This window comes from Methanocaldococcus sp. FS406-22 (genome assembly GCF_000025525.1).
GTDB lineage: Archaea > AGJL01 > Methanococci > Methanococcales > Methanocaldococcaceae > Methanocaldococcus.
In genome coordinates this window covers 189285-207613 of the sequence record NC_013887.1, presented here as the reverse complement: position 1 = coordinate 207613, position 18329 = coordinate 189285, and the positions used below count along the sequence as shown (strand labels likewise).

The 18329-nt window shown below is 36.1% G+C and carries 15 protein-coding genes and 1 pseudogene; 8 read left to right on the top strand and 8 right to left on the bottom strand.

The features are described 5' to 3' along the window. From apgM to MFS40622_RS01090, 4 genes are all read right to left on the bottom strand, one after another. Entirely contained in the window at positions 1 to 1287 is a 1287-nt protein-coding gene (gene apgM / locus MFS40622_RS01105) for a 2,3-bisphosphoglycerate-independent phosphoglycerate mutase (RefSeq protein WP_012979825.1), read from the bottom strand. 7 nt (positions 1288 to 1294) lie between these two features. Continuing rightward, complete coding sequence (locus MFS40622_RS01100) at positions 1295 to 2125, bottom strand: hypothetical protein (RefSeq protein ID WP_012979824.1); 831 nt, start codon at positions 2123 to 2125, stop codon at positions 1295 to 1297. A 6-nt stretch (positions 2126 to 2131) separates the two neighbouring features. Next, complete coding sequence (locus tag MFS40622_RS01095) at positions 2132 to 2779, bottom strand: sugar phosphate isomerase/epimerase (protein ID WP_012979823.1); 648 nt, start codon at positions 2777 to 2779, stop codon at positions 2132 to 2134. Between the two features lie 80 nt (positions 2780 to 2859). Then, a complete protein-coding gene (locus MFS40622_RS01090) occupies positions 2860 to 3981 on the bottom strand; it encodes a double-cubane-cluster-containing anaerobic reductase (RefSeq protein WP_198003846.1) in 1122 nt (373 codons plus the stop codon). 296 nt (positions 3982 to 4277) lie between these two features. Between MFS40622_RS01090 and MFS40622_RS01085 the strand changes: the two genes are divergently transcribed. The 8 genes from MFS40622_RS01085 (at position 4278) to MFS40622_RS01050 (ending at position 14165) form a co-directional block, all read left to right on the top strand. After that, positions 4278 to 4697, top strand: a complete 420-nt coding sequence (locus tag MFS40622_RS01085; protein ID WP_012979821.1) for a hydrogenase iron-sulfur subunit — start codon at positions 4278 to 4280, stop codon at positions 4695 to 4697. A 9-nt stretch (positions 4698 to 4706) separates the two neighbouring features. After that, positions 4707 to 5603 (top strand): NADH ubiquinone dehydrogenase, encoded by an 897-nt coding sequence (locus MFS40622_RS01080; RefSeq protein ID WP_012979820.1) that lies wholly within the window; start codon positions 4707 to 4709, stop codon positions 5601 to 5603. A 13-nt stretch (positions 5604 to 5616) separates the two neighbouring features. Next, positions 5617 to 7035: a Ni/Fe hydrogenase subunit alpha gene (locus MFS40622_RS01075; RefSeq protein WP_012979819.1), complete on the top strand. Its 1419-nt coding sequence runs from the start codon at positions 5617 to 5619 to the stop codon at positions 7033 to 7035. 2 nt (positions 7036 to 7037) lie between these two features. Further along, positions 7038 to 8207, top strand: a complete 1170-nt coding sequence (gene vhuB / locus MFS40622_RS01070; RefSeq protein ID WP_012979818.1) for a F420-non-reducing hydrogenase associated-polyferredoxin VhuB — start codon at positions 7038 to 7040, stop codon at positions 8205 to 8207. 81 nt (positions 8208 to 8288) lie between these two features. After that, positions 8289 to 10253, top strand: a complete 1965-nt coding sequence (locus tag MFS40622_RS01065; RefSeq protein ID WP_012979817.1) for a CoB--CoM heterodisulfide reductase iron-sulfur subunit A family protein — start codon at positions 8289 to 8291, stop codon at positions 10251 to 10253. A gap of 24 nt (positions 10254 to 10277) precedes the next feature. Continuing rightward, a complete protein-coding gene (locus MFS40622_RS01060; protein WP_012979816.1) occupies positions 10278 to 11585 on the top strand; it encodes a formylmethanofuran dehydrogenase subunit B in 1308 nt (435 codons plus the stop codon). A gap of 325 nt (positions 11586 to 11910) precedes the next feature. Further along, positions 11911 to 13029 carry a molybdopterin oxidoreductase family protein gene (locus MFS40622_RS01055; RefSeq protein WP_012979815.1) on the top strand — a complete coding sequence of 373 codons (1119 nt, stop codon included), beginning with the start codon at positions 11911 to 11913 and terminating at the stop codon, positions 13027 to 13029. Continuing rightward, positions 13026 to 14165, top strand: a complete 1140-nt coding sequence (locus MFS40622_RS01050; RefSeq protein WP_012979814.1) for a Coenzyme F420 hydrogenase/dehydrogenase, beta subunit C-terminal domain — start codon at positions 13026 to 13028, stop codon at positions 14163 to 14165. The genes MFS40622_RS01055 and MFS40622_RS01050 overlap by 4 nt, the downstream gene beginning before the upstream one ends. Positions 14166 to 14168: 3 nt before the next feature. Here the strand turns inward: MFS40622_RS01050 and MFS40622_RS01045 are convergent, their stop codons facing one another. From MFS40622_RS01045 to MFS40622_RS01030, 4 genes and pseudogenes are all read right to left on the bottom strand, one after another. Next, complete coding sequence (locus MFS40622_RS01045; protein ID WP_012979813.1) at positions 14169 to 14900, bottom strand: acyl-CoA dehydratase activase; 732 nt, start codon at positions 14898 to 14900, stop codon at positions 14169 to 14171. Further along, positions 14897 to 15367, bottom strand: a complete 471-nt coding sequence (locus MFS40622_RS01040) for a CD3072 family TudS-related putative desulfidase (RefSeq protein ID WP_012979812.1) — start codon at positions 15365 to 15367, stop codon at positions 14897 to 14899. The genes MFS40622_RS01045 and MFS40622_RS01040 overlap by 4 nt, the downstream gene beginning before the upstream one ends. Before the next feature lie 166 nt (positions 15368 to 15533). Further along, a pseudogene (gene pstA / locus MFS40622_RS01035) lies at positions 15534 to 16390 on the bottom strand (phosphate ABC transporter permease PstA). Positions 16391 to 16789: 399 nt separating this feature from the next. Further along, positions 16790 to 18214, bottom strand: coding sequence for a hypothetical protein (locus MFS40622_RS01030; RefSeq protein ID WP_012979811.1), 1425 nt, complete (start codon positions 18212 to 18214; stop codon positions 16790 to 16792). Positions 18215 to 18329: the final 115 nt, after the last annotated feature.

Here is an 18329-nt window from a genome sequence, read left to right as displayed (position 1 = left end):
CTATCCCTCCAATAGTTCTATGTCATCATCTTTTGGAATGTAACGCCTTAACCTATTTCCAGCTCTCAATCCATATAATAAAGCTCTATCAGTGTAGTTTAAAATTAGAGGCATTAGTTCATCTCCTCTTATCTTCAAATGCCCATTTGAGCAAGCAATTTCATTAAACTCTCTAACATTATCAGTTCTAACATTTTTGCCGTAAAATAGGATTGGAACACTCTCACCAGAATGGATTAAATCTCCAACAGAGGGTGTTGAGTGGTCTGCAGTTATTATTAATAAGTCATCATCCCTTAGCCTTAAATTGCCTATAAGTTTATCAATTTTTTCAATAACTCTAACCTTATTTAATGGATTTTTAGTGTGTGCGGCTTCATCTGGAGCTTTCGTATGTAAATGGATGAAATCATAATCCAACTCCGAAATTAAATTTATTCCTTCCTCAAAGCTCTCAATCTTTATAAAATCCATGCCTAAGAATTTGGCTAATCCTCTAAATAGTGAGCTTTCTGCTAAGATAACAGCGTTCATTCCCCATCTTTCTTTAAAGCTTTCTACTTTTTTATATCTTGAAGCCCATTTTGTCAATAAAAAGTTAGCTGGCATCTTCTCCAACTTTCTTCTCTTTCTGTTTATTTTATGATTTTGTAGGATTTTGTATACACTTAAAAGATATTTATTTAAAGCCCTTGCAGTGTCTTTTGCTTTGTTATACTCTACCTCACTTTTACAAAGCTCTTTTACTGCTTGAACTTTCATAACATGTCTATTTTTATAGAATGGGTCTGAATCAGAGATTTTATCTGAAATCCAGCCATTTTTCTCTTTAATTTTTAATATAAAATGAACATCGTAAGAATAGATAAGCTCAAACTCATATCCATCTACAAAAGTAGGGAAATCACTTATTAATTTTTCAATTTCATCTCTGCTAATATCCTTAGTTCTTCTATCTATTACCAAAAATCCATTTTCATCCTTTTTAACAAAACCCAATGATGCTCTCAGATAAACGGCATTTTCCTCAATCTCAACATCCTCTCCTAAAGCCTCAATAACCCCTCTTCCCGGAAATTCTTCTAAGGAATAGCCCCAAAGTAGAAAGTGAGCTACTTCCGTCCCCAGAGGAATGCCTTCTTTATATGTTGTCATTAAGCCGCACATTCCATTTTCAGCTAATCTATCTAAATTTGGAGTGTTTGCAAATTGTAATGGAGTTTTATTATCTAAGATTTCAGAACCTCTATCTCCTAAACCATCCAATAGGATTAAAATAGCTCTCATTCTATCACTAAATGATTCTTTTAACAATATTTAGATAGTTGAAGTTTCCCTTATAGCCTTCTTTTAAAATTTCAATTGAAGCTGGGTAGATAAATTCATTTAACAGCTTTAAAATTCCTATTTTTTCAAAAATTACCTTTCCATCTTTATCCCTATAATTTCCACTAAAGACGCATGAAAATTGTTTTTCTCCCTGCTCCCACTCTTCTCCTATAATTTCCTTGATTTTCTTACCCTCTTTTATGTATCTTATAGGCAAAATTAGCTCAACATCAAAATCTCTGCAGATTTTGCTATAAACATTTAAAACCTCCTCTATTTGGTCAATTTTAAAATCTCCGTTGTGATAGAGCCTCTCTCCACTGATTATCTTATTTCCTAAATGCCTTGCTAATGGAATTCTAATTATCCTCAAATATGCATGGCATCCAATACATGGGCTGTAATAACCATATCTTTTGAATAATAAAACTACCCATCTCCCATTTAACGCATTCCAAAGCTTTGGCTCAAACATGAAATGCAAAGGCAGTAAAACTTTATCTTTATCAATTTCTTTGATTCTTCTGTTTGTTATTTCCCAGTTTTTGTAAAAAATTGCTATATTTCCATAATCAGTCCCAGTAAATGCAACAACTGGCAAAACAAAATCGATACCTTCTTCCATAGCTTTGATTATTGCCGCTACGCTATCTCTACCCGAAAACTCACCAATAGCAATCTCATTTAGCTTTATTCCACGTTCTTCAATTATTTTAAATGTTTCATCAGATAAGGTTAGTTCTTTAAATGACTTCTTAAAATCAATGAAATTTGGGATATTTTGGTTAAATATCATAGCCCATCACCAATATTTTTCTAAATAATCTCTCAACATTCTTTCAGTAGCTAAAATTTCTTTAATCTCCATTAGTTCAATTAAAAACATCTCACATTTAACATCTAAGAGTCTATCCAGTATTGGCTTTAAATTGTTGAGATTTTTTGGTGGTAAATGCCTTCCATCTTTTTCAATCTCATAAACGTGGGAGTTATAAATTCTGTCTGAGCAGATTTCTAAGAACTCTACTCTCTTATCATAAGGAATATGCCCAATATCAAACGTTATAAAGCAGTTGATTTCATCCGCTATCTCAATTATATTATTTGGATTTGATGAAAATCCTTGCCTTAAATTCTCTATGCATAATTTTATGCTATTTTCTTGAGCAAATTCATTGACAATCGATAGATTTTCAATTAATGCCTCTTTATCAATCTCTCTGTTTTTTCCATTGTGTAAGTGAATTGTTAAATAGCTCTTTCCTCTAATCTCTTTAATTATGTTTTTTAAAATTGGAATACTCTCTTTTTTATCTAAATCCAAAATTGGAGCATGATAGCCGATAATGTTGTTATCTTTTACAATTTTTGGGTTATAGTGCAAGCCCCAATCTATTAACTTGTTGTTAAACATAAATCCCTCCTTAGAACGCATGCAGATGCCTATCATGCTCCCACAAAAAATAGTAGGAGATTAAAATATATAAAAGTGCATATTAGATTTTCTAATAATTAAAAAAAGGAATAAATCTAAATCATCTCAATAAATGCCTCCAACCTTGTTTTTAACTGCTCCCTATCACTTTCAGAGTAATCAGTTTCAATTCTTATAACTGGAATACCTTCCTCTTTTAATGCTTCCTCTACCTTAGCCCCCTCTATGTTGAATGTGTGGCAATATTGCAGAGTGTAATAAACAACTCCATCAACATCCAATTCCTTAACCAATCTTTTTATATTCTCAATTCTCTCATCATTTTTAAATCTGCATGCACAAGGGATTTTGAAGTATCTTTTTGCTATATCTTCTATGCTGTAGCCCTCAACATAGTTTTCAAAGAACCTTGTTCCTGTACAACTCTCTTCACCAACAACAACTCCTCCAACCTCTTCAATAAGCTCAACAATCTTGTTATTTCCAGCAACCATTGGACAGCCAGTTATTAAAATTCTTTTACCTTCATAACCTTCTCCTTTTTTAACTCTCTCCTCCAACTCTTTAATTAAATCCTCCAAAATCTCTATAGTATCATCAATATCCAATAAATAAGCAAATTGGAAGAGCTTTAAAACATCTAAACCTCTAATTGGAGTTGGTTTATTCTTCCTCAACTCATAGAGTTTATAAAACAACTCTCTAACTTTATTTACCTTATCAACTGTCTCTTTTAATTTCTCTTCTGTTATTTTATTTCCAGTTTCTTTTTCAACCAATTCCTTTAGTTTCTTAACTTCATTAATCCATATGTTTAGGGAGGCATCATCTTTCATATGAGGGAGATGCATAATATGCATAGGTACTAATCTCTCCATCAACTCAAACATCTTCTTCTTTCCTTCGCAGGTGGTTTCTCCAATAACTATATCTGATGCCTCAAAGTATGGACAAGTTTTTGCCTTCTTAAATCCATAGGATGATTTTATTAAGGGGCAGAGGTTTCTTGGTAAATCCTCCTCTGCTATTGGGATTGTATCATTCTTCCCTCCACACAAACCAACTGGAATTGCATCTGCAGCTAAGATAATCTCTATCGGAACATAGGCACAGAACATTCCAAAGACTTTTTTGCCTTCTTCTTTTTGCTTGTAGAGTTGTTCTTTTCTACTTGCAAACTTTTGCATCAACTTCTCAATTGCCTTTAATTGCATCATATCACCAAACTTAATAGCCATTTAGTTATTAGGTTTTCTAATATATTTTCAATATTTACCATTATTTCTCTTTAAAAAATGTATTTTGGAGTTAATAACCTTATCTGTAGAATTTCTAATTACCTAATAGATATTAAAAAAACTAATACTATATATTTAAATCTATGATATAGAATTTTCTAATATCCTTTATAAAATTTTCTATTTGAGTTTAATAGCATGCTTTAAATATTGGTTGTGCCAACCAAATATCAGATAAAGCAATATGCATATTAGATTTTCTAATAGGTGAGAGGATGGAATGGGAGCCAAAGATCATTGGTTTTTGTTGCAACTGGTGCACTTACGGAGGAGCAGATACAGCAGGAGTTGGAAGGATGCAGTATCCTCCAAGCATAAGAATAATTAGAGTTATGTGTTCTGGAAGAATTGAGCCATCCCTAATTTTAAAGGCGTTTAGAGAGGGAGCAGATGGGGTTTTTGTTGGAGGCTGCCACTTGGGAGACTGCCACTATGATTCTGGAAACTACAAATGGCAAAGAAGGGCTATCTTTTTAAAGCAATTGCTTCCAGAATTTGGCATTGAGCCAGAGAGATTTAGATTTGAGTGGATTTCTGCATCTGAAGGAGAAAAATTCCAAAAGACAATGATAGAGTTCTATAACACAATAAAAGCATTAGGTCCATTAAAACTAAATGAAAAATTAAAAGAATAAGGTGATTTAATGGTAATAGCAACTACTTGGTTGTGTTGCTGTTCTGGATGCCATATAAGCTTGTTAGATTTGCATGAAGAGCTTTTAAACTTGTTGGAGAATGTTGAACTTATCCATTGCCCTGTATTAATGGATGTTAAGGAGATTCCTGATGAAATAGACATTGCATTAATTGAAGGTGGAATTAGGAATAAAGAAAATGAAGAAATAGCTAAAGAAATGAGAAATAAAGCCAAAATAGTTATTGCTTTTGGAACGTGTGCCACTTTTGGAGGAGTCCCTGGCTTAGGAAACTTATACTCAAAAGAAGAGATTTTAGAGAAAGTTTATAAGACAACTCTATCAACAAAGAATGATGAGGGCATTATTCCAAGTGAAGAAGTTCCTCCATTAACTTCAAGGGTTAAACCACTCTCTGAGATTATTGATGTCGATTACTTCATCCCAGGATGCCCACCAAATCCAGAGATGATAGCTAAAGTGTTAAAAGCACTATTAGAAGGAAAAAAACCAGAATTGCCAAAGAAAAACCTATGTGATGAATGTCCAAGGAAGAAAAGCACTAATGGAATCTCTATAGGTAAAATAAAAAGAAAATTTGAAGGGAAACCAGACCCAGAAAGATGTCTCTTAGAGCAGGGCTATCTCTGTCTCGGTATAGTAACAAGGGCTGGCTGTGGAGCACTCTGCCCAAGAGCTGGCGTGCCATGTAGTGGCTGTAATGGGCCGACAGATGCGGTTATAGACCAAGGGGCTAAGATGATTTCCGCCCTATGCTCTGACTTTGGAATAGACAAAGATAAAGAAACAGACCCAACTGCCCTACCTAAATCAATAAAAGATAAGATTGGAAGTTTTTATAAATTTACCCTTCCAAGTGCCTTAATTCCAGGAAAATTAAGATAACTTAGGTGGTAAAATGGTAAAATTATCAGTTGAGCCGGTTACAAGGGTTGAAGGGCATGGAAAAATAACCATATCCTTTGATGAAAATGGAAATTTGGATAAGGTTCATTTTCATGTTGTTGAGGTTAGAGGGTTTGAAAAATTTTTAGAAGGAAGGTATATAGAGGATGCTCCAATCTACACACCAAGAATCTGCGGTATCTGCCAAGTAGCCCACCATTTAGCAAGTGCTAAGGCTGTTGATGAAGTGTTTGGAGTAAAAATCCCAGAAACAGCAGAGCTTTTAAGAAATTTAATGCATCAAGGAGCAACAATCCACAGCCATGCTTTACACTTTTACTTCTTAGCTGCTCCAGATTTAATGTTTCCAACAACAGATGATGTTTTAAGAAGAAATATCTTAGGCATAGCTAAAGAACATCCAGAGATTGTTAAAGAGGCTATAGAGTTGAGGAAGATAGGGCAGACAATTGTTAAAGTTGTTGGAGGAAGGGCAATACATCCAGTTACGGCAGTTGTTGGGGGGCAGTCAAAGCCGTTGAAAGAAGAGGAAAGAGATGAGTTATTAAAACTATCTGAAAGAGCTATAGAGTTGTCAGAAAAATCTATTGAAATTGGTAAAAAACTCCTTGAAAACTTAAAAGAGAATGATTTGTTAGATATTGGCTACTTTGAGTCATATCATTTAGGAATGGTAAATGATGGAGTTCATGAACTCTATGATGGAACATTAAGAGTAATAAATCCAAAAGGAAAAGTTGAGTATGAATTTGAGCCATCAGAGTATTTAAACTATATAGCTGAGGGTGTTAAGCCCTACTCTTATTTGAAATTCCCATATCTTAAAGATAAAGGCCCTGAAGAAGGAATTTATAGGGTAAATACTCTCTCGAGATTAAATGTTGCTGATAAGATGGCAACACCATTGGCACAGAAGTATTATGAAGAATTTATTAAAGAATTTGGAAAACCATGCCACTACCCAATGCTCTTCCACTATGCAAGGTTGATAGAGCTTTTATCAAGTGCTGAAAAGGTAAAAGAGCTTTTAGAGAACGATAAGATTGTTGATACTGATATTAGAGCAGAGCCAGAAGATATTGTGGGAGAAGGAGTTGGATGTGTTGAAGCTCCGAGAGGAACTTTAATTCATCACTTCAAAACAGATGAAGATGGAATAATAACCGAAGCTAATTTGATTGTTGCAACAGTGCAAAACAACCCAGCTATGGACATTGGAGTTAGAAAAGTTGCTGAAAAATACATAAAATCTCCAGAAGATGCAACTCCTCAAGTTTTAAACTACATGGAGATGGTTATCAGAGCCTACGACCCATGCCTATCATGTGCAACTCACATAATTGGTAATGAAGGTCATTTAACCTTAGAAATCTTTCAAGGAAATAGATTATCAAAGAAAATAATGGGATAGCCATGAATGGGATAACAATTCAGAGGGATGCTTGTTTGGTGTGTTATGCGTGTCAGGCGGAGTGTCCAACCAAAGCAATAGATATAGATAATTTTAACGTGTGTAACTTGTGTATGGAGTGTGTTAAGGCTTGTCCGACTGGGGCTTTGGTTGAGGAAGAAATAGAAATCAACGGAAAGAAGTTGAAGAGGGTTAGTTATTTGGCTCATAAGTGTGAGAAATGCGGTAACTGTGCTGAGGCTTGTCCTATTGGGATAAAGAAGGTTGATGATGACTTCCCTTACTCAAAAGGACATTGTGTCCTTTGCCAAAAATGTATTGAAGTTTGTCCGATTGAAATCATCTCCTTGCCTGGAGTTATTGATAAGCCTAAGAGGGAGGTTAAGGCTCCGAAGGAACCGATTGTAGTTACAGAGGCTTGTGTTGGTTGTGGAATTTGTGTTCCTGAGTGTCCTGTAAGTGCAATAACCTTAGAGGATGGGAAGGCAGTTATTGATAAGAGTAAGTGTATTTACTGTAGTATTTGTGCTCAAACATGTCCATGGAATGCCATATTCGTAGCTGGTAAGATACCTAAGAAGAGGAGGAAGGAGGTTAAGAAGTTCGAAGTCAATGCAGAGAAGTGTATCTACTGTCTAAAGTGTGTCGAAGTCTGTCCAGGGAATATGATTAAGGTTGATAAAGAAAATATGATTGTCATCCCACCAAAATCATGTCCAGCTTGTAAACTCTGTGTAAACACCTGCCCAGTCAATGCATTAGAGTTAGAGGTTAAGTTAAGCTCACCACACCCAATAACCGATGAAGGTTTAGTCATCGTAGAAGAGGACTATGAGGTTTTGAAAAAATGTGCCTCAGTCTGCCCAACTGAGGCAATAGTAGTCGATGAGGATAAAAAAGAAGTCAGAATGTGCATCGTCTGCGGAGCTTGTACTGTAGCCTGCCCAACCGGAGCTTTAAAATTAGGTAAGATAGAACATAACGGTAAAGAGTATAACAGAATCGAATTCAGCCCATACTTATGTGACAAATGCGGAAAATGTGTAGAAGTCTGCCCAATGAAGACTTTAAGACTATCAAGAGGCAAACTACCACTAAAAGGCTACTGCGTAATGTGCTTACTCTGCTTAAGTGTAGCTGAGAAAGAGAAGAAGGTTTTAGCATTGAAGTAAATTTTGTGTATTAAAATGTATCGTTATAATATTATTCCTTAACCTATTAGAAAATCTAATTGCCATATCGAGGGTGGTAATATGGAAGAGCCAAGAATTGGTGTTTATGTGTGCCATTGTGGGGTAAATATTGGAGGAGTTGTTGATTGCAAAGCAGTGGCAGAATTTGCTAAAACATTAAAAAACGTTGTTGTTGCAAGGGACTACAAGTATATGTGTGCCGACCCGGGGCAAGAGATGATTAAGAAGGATATTAAAGAATACAACCTAAACAGAGTTGTTGTTGCAGCTTGCTCTCCAAGATTGCATGAACCAACATTTAGAAGATGTGTTGCTGAAGCTGGATTAAATCCATTCTTATTTGAGTTTGCAAACATAAGGGAGCATTGTTCATGGGTTCACATGCATGAACCAGAGAAAGCTACAGAAAAGGCAAAAGATTTGGTTAGAATGGCTGTTGCAAAGGCAAGGTTGTTAGAGCCATTAGAGTTTATCAAAGTTGGAGTTACAAAGAGGGCTTTGGTTATTGGAGGAGGGGTTGCTGGAATTCAAGCTGCTTTAGATTTAGCAGATATGGGATTTGAGACAATATTGGTTGAAAAATCTCCTTCTGTTGGAGGAAGGATGGCTCAATTAGATAAAACTTTCCCAACTAATGACTGTTCTATCTGTATATTAGCTCCAAAGATGGTTGATGTTGCAAAGCATCCAAACGTAAAGCTCTATGCATATTCAGAGGTTGTAGATGTCCAAGGATACATTGGGAATTTTAAAGTCAAGATCATGAAAAAGCCAAGATATGTTGATGAAACAAAATGCACAGGTTGTGGGCAATGTGCTGAAGTCTGCCCAATAGAAGTACCAAATGAGTTTGATATGGGCTTAGGGATGAGAAAAGCTATCTATAAACCATTCCCACAGGCAGTTCCATCAAAATATACAATTGATAAAGAGCATTGCATAGAATGTGGCTTATGTGCCAAGGTTTGTGGCCCCAAAGCTATAGATTTCAATCAAAAACCAGAGTTCATTGAGGTTGAGGTTGGAACAATAATTTGTGCCATTGGTTATGACCCATTTGACCCAACAGTTAGAGAAGAATATGGCTATGGAATTTATGACAACGTTATAACTGCCCTTGAGTTAGAGAGGATGATTAACGCCTCTGGCCCAACAGGAGGAAAGGTTATTAGGCTAAGCGATGGCAAAAAACCAAAAAGAATTGCATTTATTCAATGTGTTGGTTCAAGGGATGCTAAAGTTGGAAATAAATACTGTTCCAATGTGTGCTGTATGTATGCAATGAAAAACTCCCAGTTAATCAAAGAAAAATCTCCAGATACAGAGATAGATATCTACTACATGGATATTAGGGCATTCAGCAAGGGATATGAAGAATTTTACGAAAGAAGTGCAAAGCAGTATGGCATTAACTTCATAAGAGGAAGACCAGCCCAAATCTTAGAAGACCCAAAAACCAAGAACCTAATCATTAGAGCAGAAGACACGTTATTAGGAGAGATTATTGAGAAGGAGTATGATTTAGTTGTTTTATCAGTTGGAATGGTGCCAACAAAATCAGCTGATGAAATTCAAAGAATTTTGGGAATTTCAAGAACACCAGACCAATTCTTCATGGAAGCTCATCCAAAATTGAGACCTGTTGATACAGCAACAGATGGAGTTTATTTAGCTGGAGCCTGTCAAGGGCCTAAAGATATTCCAGCATCAGTAGCTCAAGGTTCTGCAGCTGCTGCAAGGGCTGCTATTCCATTAGCCAAAGGAGAGGTTGAGGTTGAGCCAATTGTAGCAACAGTAAATGAAGAAATCTGTGGAGGTTGTGGAGTTTGTGTAAAACAATGCCCATATGGAGCTCCAAGATTAGTCGAGAAAGATGGTAGATTGGTTTGTGAAGTTATTGCCGCGTTATGCAAAGGATGCGGAACATGTGCCGCTGGATGTCCAAGTGGAGCATTGGAGCAGAACCACTTCAAAACAATTCAACTATATAAACAAATTGAAGGAGCATTCAGAGACCCTGCCTAAATTATTTTTTTATAGGGTGATAGCATGAGAGAGATAAAAAATGTAGTTTGCCCATTCTGTGGAACATTGTGTGATGATGTTGTGGTTATTGTGGATAATGAGGGGCATATTATAGGAACAAGAAATGCATGTAGAATAGGACATGCCAAGTTTATGCACTTCGAAGGGGCAGTTAGATGGAGAGAGCCATTAATGAGAGAAAACAAGAAGGATGATTTTAAAAAGGTTGATATTGACACTGCCATTGAAGAGACTGCAAGAATATTAGTTGAGGCAGATTTGCCTTTAATCTATGGCTTTTCTGCAACTGAATGTCATGCACATGTCTATGGCATAGAGTTAGCTGAGTTAGTTAGAGGAGTTGTTAGCAACACCGCAGAAGTTTGCCATGGACCGAGTGTTTGGGCATTGCAAGATGTTGGTTATCCAATCTGCACATTGGGGGAGGTTAAAAACAGAGCTGATGTAATCATTTATTGGGGTTCAAATCCAATGCACGCTCACCCAAGGCATATGAGTAGATACTCAGTATTTGCGAGAGGATTTTTCAGAGAGAGGGGTAGAGAGGATAGGACTTTAATTGTCGTTGACCCAAGGGAGACTGATACTGCAAAGTTGGCAGACGTGCATTTGCAGGTTGAGCCTCATAAGGATTATGAGTTAATTAGTGCAATGAGGGCTGTATTAAAAGGCTTTGAATTGCAAGTAGATAAAGTTGCAGGAGTTCCAGTTGATTTAATCTATGAGGCAGTAGAGATTTGCAAAAACGCTCAATTTGGATGTTTATTCTTTGGTATGGGGGTTACTCAATCTGGAAGTAAACATAGGAATATAGATAACGCCATTTGTTTAGTTATTGATTTAAACGCCTATACTAAATTCACTCTAATCCCAATGAGAGGGCATTACAACGTTAATGGCTTTAACCAGGTATGCACGTGGGTTACTGGTTTTCCATTGTGTGTAGATTTCTCAAGAGGATATCCAAGATTCAATCCAGGAGATACGAGTGTAACAGATTTGTTGATGAGAAAGGAGGCAGATGCCATGCTAAACATAGCCTCAGACCCTGGAGCTCACTTCCCACAGAAGGCAGTTGAAAGAATGGCAGAAATTCCATTAATTTGCATAGACCCACACGACACACCAACGGCAGAGTTGGCAAACATTATAATTCCCCCAGCAATTGCTGGTGTAGAGGCAGAGGGGACTGCCTATAGGATGGATGGAATTCCAATTCAGTTGAAGAAGGTTATAGACCCACCAGAGGGAGTGTTGCCAGATAGAGAGATTTTAAAGAGAATTATCAGCAAGGTTAAAGAGTTTTTGTAATTTAATACTTACCACTATATTTTTTACCTATTTGGTAATACTTTTTAAAATTTTATCTTACTATAATAACAATAATTTGAATTAAGTAGTAAATTTTATATACAAAAATGAAAGATGATATTAACATTTAGGTAATATCATAATTGGTATTAATATGAAAATAAGCATCAAAAGTTGAAAGTAGTAAAGACAGGAAAAGAGTCCAAACATCAAACCTTAGAGTTAGAATATGGATTAGAGCAGGAAATACATGAAATATAGGCAATTTAAAAATGGCAGGATTTTTTAATATCATTGTTAAAGCATGAATATTTAAGGTGATAACGTGAGAGTTGTTCATACTATTTGCCCGGGTTGTAGTGTTGGGTGCGGAATAGATTTGATAGTTAAAGATAGCAAAGTTGTTGGCACATATCCATACAAGAGACATCCAATAAATGAGGGTAAGAACTGCATAAATGGAAAGAAGTGTTATGAGATTATATATCATGAAAAGAGGTTAAAAAAGCCATTGATTAAAAAGAATGGAAAGTTTGTTGAGGTTACTTGGGATGAAGCACTAAGTTTTATTGTAGAAAAGATAGAGAGCTATAATGGTGATGATATAACCTTTATTGCCTCTGGAAGATGCACAAATGAAGATAACTATGCATTAAAAAAGTTGGCTGATAGCTTAAAAGCTAAGATTGGGCATTGTATCTGCAACTCTCCAAAGGTTAATTATGCTGAAATCTCTACAAGTATTGATCACATAGAGGATGCAAAAAACATTATAATTATTGGTGATGTCTTTTCTGAGCATGCATTAATTGGAAGAAAGGTTATTAGGGCAAAGGATAAAGGAGCTAAGGTAACAATTTTTAATACAGAAGAAAAAGAAATCCTAAAATTAAATGCTGATGAGTTTGTGAAGGTTGATGATTATTCAAATATTGATTTAGGTAATGTTGATGAAAACACCATAGTTATAATTAATGCTCCAATAAACGTTGATGAATTAGCTAAAACTGCCAAGGTTTTGCCTATAGCTAAGCATTGCAATACAGTTGGAGCAACACTTATTGGCATCCCTGCTTTGAATAAGGATGAATATTTTGAGTTATTGAAAAACTCAAAGTTCTTATACATAATGGGAGAGAATCCAGCTTTAATTGATAAAGATGCATTAAAAAATGCTGAGTTTTTAGTTGTTCAAGATATTATAAGGACTGAAACTGCTGAATTAGCTGATGTTGTTTTACCTTCAACATGCTGGGCTGAGAAAGAAGGAACATTCACAAATACAGATAAAAGAGTGCAGAAGATAAATAAGGCAGTTAATCCTCCCGGAGAGGCGATGGACGATTGGATGATAATCAAAAACTTAGCTGAAAAGCTTGGGATTGATTTAGGCTTTAATTCATTAGAAGATATCCAAAAAGAAGTTATTAAGGTGATATCATGAAATATGCTCTAATTCAAGCTACTGATAATGAGATTTTGAAGAAGGCTGAGTGTGGTGGGGCTGTTACTGCTTTATTTAAATACTTATTAGATAAAAAGCTTGTTGATGGTGTTTTAGCTTTGAAGAGGGGTGAGGACGTTTATGATGGTATTCCAGTGTTTATAACGAATTCTGATGAGTTAATAGAAACTGCTGGGTCTTTACACTGTGCTCCTGTAAACTTTGGAAAGTTGATAGCAAAATACTTAGCTGATAAAAAAATAGCCGTTCCAACAAAACCGTGTGATGCAATGGCAATTAGGGAGTTAGCTAAGTTAAACCAGATTAACTTAGATAACGTTTATATGATTGGTTTGAATTGTGGGGGGACTATTAGCCCGATTACGGCTATGAAAATGATTGAACTATTTTATGAAGTCAATCCATTAGATGTTGTTAAGGAGGAGATTGATAAGGGGAAGTTTATTATCGAATTAAAGAGTGGGGAGCATAAAGCTATCAAAATAGATGAGTTGGAGGAAAAAGGCTTTGGTAGGAGGAAGAATTGTCAGAGATGTGAGGTAATGGTTCCGAGAATGGCTGATTTAGCCTGTGGGAACTGGGGGGCTGAGAAGGGCTGGACTTTTGTTGAGATTTGTTCAGAGAAGGGGAGAAAGCTTGTTGAAGATGCCGAAAAAGAGGGATATATCAAAATCAAACAACCCTCAGAGAAGGCTATACAAATTAGAGAAAAGATTGAAAATATAATGATAAAACTAGCTAAAAAATTCCAGAAGAAGCACTTAGAGGCAGAGTATCCAAGTTTAGAAGAATGGGAGAAGTATTGGAACCGATGCATAAAATGCTACGGTTGTAGAGATAACTGCCCACTCTGCTTCTGTGTTGAATGTAGGTTAGAAAAAGATTATATTGACGAGAAAGGCAAAATCCCACCAAATCCATTAATATTCCAAGGGGTTAGGTTAAGTCATATCGGACAGAGTTGTATAAACTGTGGGCAATGTGAGGATGCATGCCCAATGGACATCCCCCTAGCTTATATCTTCCACAGAATGCAATTAAAAGTTAGAGATACTTTTGGCTATATTCCGGGAGTTGATGATAAACTTCCACCCTTATTTATGAGTGAAAAATAAAAATTATACTAATATAGCTCCAACACAGCAAACAATCTGTGGTTCTTCTGGAATCAAAAGCTTTTTACTTAATTTTTTCTCAAACATTTCAACTAAAACCTTATTTTTAGCAACTCCACCACTAAACACCATGTTTTGTATTTTAAGCCTATTTATCATTGGGATAACCCTATTTATTATACTTTCATAAACTCCCATCAAAATCTCTTCCTTTGGGACTTTTTTAGATAGTAAGCTTATTATCTCACTTTCAGCAAAGACGGCACACATTGAGGATATCTTGGCAACATTATCTGATTTATACTTATTTATCTCATCTCTATCAATTTTTAAGATGTCCAATGCCTTCTCTAAAAACTTTCCAGTTCCAGCCGCACATTTATCTGATAGGATGAAATCTACAACTTTACCATTTTTATCAATCTTTAAGACCTTTGTGTCTTGTCCTCCTATATCAATAACACCATCTGCATCGTTAAAGAAATAGTTTGCTCCCTTTCCTAAGGCAATGACTTCTGGAACTACCTTATCTGCAAAGCTAATCTTATGCCTTCCATATCCAGTGGCTATGATTTTATCTATTGGATATTTTTGCTCAATCTCTTTAATCATCTTTGATAAGATATCCTCTTCAATAACCACCCCAACATCTTCTATCCTATACCAAAATATCCTGTTATCTTCCATTAAAACCATTTTTGTTGTTGTTGAGCCAATATCTATTCCCAAAATCATTTTATCATCTTCTTCAAATTTTTTATAAATGCTTTGTAATTCCCTTCCTCTTTTGGATATTCTATCATCTTAATATCAATATCTAATTTTTCAACCTCGTTTAATAATTCTTCCATTAAAATTCCCCTATTTTTGAAAATATCACAAGTTGGAGAGTTCTCTATCCCAATTAGAATGAATTTAAAGTTATATTTTTTATACTCTTCAAGATATTTAATTATTGGTTTTAAAAGTTCTTTGCAAAGCTCTCTGTATTCTTTTGTATCATACTCTTCCTTTGTTTTTCCTTCTCTATTATACTCCGAATAAATCAGCTCTGGACATGGAAGTTGGATTATCGCATAGTTATGCTTTAAAAGAATCTCAACAACTTCATTAAAAGCCCCTTCAGCCCTCTCCAACCCATTAACAACACTATTTTGGTTTAATATGCAGTGGGCAACAATAGCTATCTTTTTCCCTTTCATAATCTCACTAATGATTTAATAATATATATTGAATTATAATTATAGTATTTTTAATAATTTAAGTTACATAAAATCACTGGTTTTTCTTAAAATGGTAGTATATAAAGTTATTTGGAAAAAAATTTAATTACTCAGGAGTTATTAAAAGAGTTAATAACTTTAGATTTTAGTATTTTATTGTGTATCTTTTCCTAAGATAACTTGCGGTCCCAAATATAATAAACATCATGGTAATTAAAACCAATGCTACTCCATAAGCCATCTGCAATTCTTTCTGAGAAGAATATTCGGTTGCTAAGATATATAATTTATAAGGTAGTGCTTCTATTTGGTCAAATAAGCCAATAGAATATGAAAACGCTGTTGCCGCGGTAAACACAATAGCCGCTGTTTCTTCGGCACTTCTACCAATGCCTAAAATAACTCCAGTTATTATTTGGGGAAAAGCCATTGGTAGCACAACATGCCTTATTGTTTGCCATTTTGTAGCCCTAATGCAAAACATCCCTCTTTTAATTCTTGTGGAACTGTTTTTAAGCCCTCTTCTGTAGTTCTCATTATGGTAGGTAGTATTATAAAGGATAAAGTTAATCCTCCAATTAACAGACATGGTCCAAGTTTTGTAGCAACTGCAATTGAAAATCCAAACAAACCAAAAACAATTGAGGGAATCCCAGCTAAGCAATCAATAGAGAATCTTATAATTTTTACAACCTTGCTATCTTCAGCATATTCATGAAGATAAATTGCCCCTAAAATTCCAAAGGGTATGGAAAATAAAACTGCTAATGTAACTAAAGCCAGAGTTCCTAATATTGCATACCAAATTCCATCATAAGCTACCTCTTTACCAAGAATAACATCTATGGGATTTGCATTTCCAAAGAAAAATGTAATGTTTATGACACCAATACCGTTTATAAACAAATATCCAACTATAGTAAATAAAATTAACACTACCACTAACCCACAAGATTTCAATAAAGCAAATGCAATTTTTTCCTCTAATTTTGGATTAACCATAAGTATCACTATTTCTCAATCATCCTAATACAGATATTTTATTCTTTCCATGTTATTAATCTTTGGCTCTGGTTTAACCCATATTTTTAGAGAATAACTCATATATCATTATTTTCAATCAATGCCTTGACATCATAAACTTTATCTACAGGAATATAATAATGATAAAGATAAATCCTTATAGAACTTGGATTAAATCTGGATGTTCCTTTAAATACTCTTTTATGTGATTATGTGACTATCAACATCAGTTATTGGAGCATATTCCAGAAGAAGACTTACCCTTGTTCCTGCAACTCTTCCCGCATGTAAAACCAGCAAGATCATGAAAGCAATAAAAAGTCCTGTGAAAACTTTAAAAAATTACCTCTCGCCCCCTTCATAATCCCACTCCTTATATTAGCCTCGCTTTCTCAGAGCAACTATCAGAACGACTGCCACGAGAACAAGGCCCCCCAAAATGACTGCTGTCAAAGAAACCCTGTTCTTCTTTCCATGCAGCGCTGAAAGCATTTCTTGAGTTATATCCCTAAATCTACCATTTTTAAAGAAATACACTTTCTCTTCATTGAAGACAATCCATCCACCACAGTAAGGTGCCACCCAGTATCTCCCATCATGAAGGGGTTCTGGAAGCTTGAAGACCATACCGGAAAGAAGATTCACCGCGTGACTGGAATTGAACAGGAAAATATAGTCCCCATTTGAAACTACAAGGATCTCTCCCCGTTCAATTTCCGGGACCGGGAATCCCCAGAACTCTGCCGCATTTATTACTCTGACATATCCCCATTTGACTTCAAGCGAACTCACTTTGGAAAGTGAAGAGTCCTTAAACGTATACAGCTCAAGGTGGAGTAAACCTCCCCTTTTCGTGACGTTAACAGGAGTGCTGGCAAGGATGTATCCCTGGTCGGAGCAGAAAATCGGATCAAGAGAAGTAGAAGTTTTGAACTCGGTTTTAATCTTCATGAAGTCGGTGCCGTTGAAGAGCCAGAGGGTAGGAACTAGAGTGTCGCCAGACTCGTATCCAATCAGTATAGGCTTTCCAGTCCATATGTTCGGAGGCCGTGGATCATTTCCCAGTTCCCATTTTCCGAGCTTCTTGGAATACACCAAGATCAGCGAAGAGTTCTCAAGGGCAAACACTCTAATCCAGCCTCCATCCGAAGATACCACAACCAAGGTCTTGTTACCATCAACCGCCAGACCTACCGAGTATACACCCGTTTTGCTGAAGTTGTACTTTCCAATCACCCTCCCGTTCTCGTCAACAAGGGATTCCCCAACCAGCCAAGCGTTGAGTCCCGGAACCCACATCCCTGATCCCGTTGCATTTAGGGGAATTAGCCTGTCACCAGACAGTAGGTAATTTTTGAACCTAAATATGCACTCCCCGGTTGATAGGTCTTCACGGCCCTTTCCAAGGAAGGTTATCAGGTACTCCTTTCCGTTCCATCTGATTTGGAGGTCGTTGTCGGTACAGAGGCTACCATTCTTGAACGTTTTAACATGTTCGAGAGTGCCATTGTAGATGTAAAGCCCAACAGTTCCCCTTTCTCCCTTCTGTAGCAGCCAACTGTTTCCGTTCCAGTGGACTATGTGGTATTCCTCAGAAATATTCAGCTTTTCAGCCCTGAAAGAGCTTCCATTATAGAACACCAAGTACAGAACGTTTGAAGACTCGTTCATGACTACGAACGCCACCTCTTCGTTGAGAGGATATGCCCCGATGATTCTGTATCCTGAATCGGCGGAAGCGAAGGCCGATGGGGCCCAGAAAAAGAGCAAGGGAATTATAAAAAGAGCTACCAGTCTGGACATCTGCTTCTCACCTGGCGGATGTTATCTAAGGGTTATGTCATAGTAATATGTGCCCTTTGTGACCCTACTGTACCAATAACTTTCTTTTTGGGGCTGTCACATAATCACAGGCTTT

Coding starts and splice junctions, on each gene's coding strand:
- MFS40622_RS01050 (WP_012979814.1), top strand. CDS start 13,026: ATGAAATATGCTCTAATTCAAGCTACTGATAATGAGATTTTGAAGAAG.
- MFS40622_RS01080 (WP_012979820.1), top strand. CDS start 4,707: ATGGTAATAGCAACTACTTGGTTGTGTTGCTGTTCTGGATGCCATATA.
- MFS40622_RS01075 (WP_012979819.1), top strand. CDS start 5,617: ATGGTAAAATTATCAGTTGAGCCGGTTACAAGGGTTGAAGGGCATGGA.
- MFS40622_RS01045 (WP_012979813.1), bottom strand. CDS start 14,900: ATGATTTTGGGAATAGATATTGGCTCAACAACAACAAAAATGGTTTTA.
- MFS40622_RS01040 (WP_012979812.1), bottom strand. CDS start 15,367: ATGAAAGGGAAAAAGATAGCTATTGTTGCCCACTGCATATTAAACCAA.
- MFS40622_RS01065 (WP_012979817.1), top strand. CDS start 8,289: ATGGAAGAGCCAAGAATTGGTGTTTATGTGTGCCATTGTGGGGTAAAT.
- MFS40622_RS01100 (WP_012979824.1), bottom strand. CDS start 2,125: ATGATATTTAACCAAAATATCCCAAATTTCATTGATTTTAAGAAGTCA.
- MFS40622_RS01030 (WP_012979811.1), bottom strand. CDS start 18,214: ATGTCCAGACTGGTAGCTCTTTTTATAATTCCCTTGCTCTTTTTCTGG.
- MFS40622_RS01095 (WP_012979823.1), bottom strand. CDS start 2,779: ATGATAGGCATCTGCATGCGTTCTAAGGAGGGATTTATGTTTAACAAC.
- vhuB (WP_012979818.1), top strand. CDS start 7,038: ATGAATGGGATAACAATTCAGAGGGATGCTTGTTTGGTGTGTTATGCG.
- MFS40622_RS01085 (WP_012979821.1), top strand. CDS start 4,278: ATGGAATGGGAGCCAAAGATCATTGGTTTTTGTTGCAACTGGTGCACT.
- MFS40622_RS01090 (WP_198003846.1), bottom strand. CDS start 3,981: ATGATGCAATTAAAGGCAATTGAGAAGTTGATGCAAAAGTTTGCAAGT.
- apgM (WP_012979825.1), bottom strand. CDS start 1,287: ATGAGAGCTATTTTAATCCTATTGGATGGTTTAGGAGATAGAGGTTCT.
- MFS40622_RS01060 (WP_012979816.1), top strand. CDS start 10,278: ATGAGAGAGATAAAAAATGTAGTTTGCCCATTCTGTGGAACATTGTGT.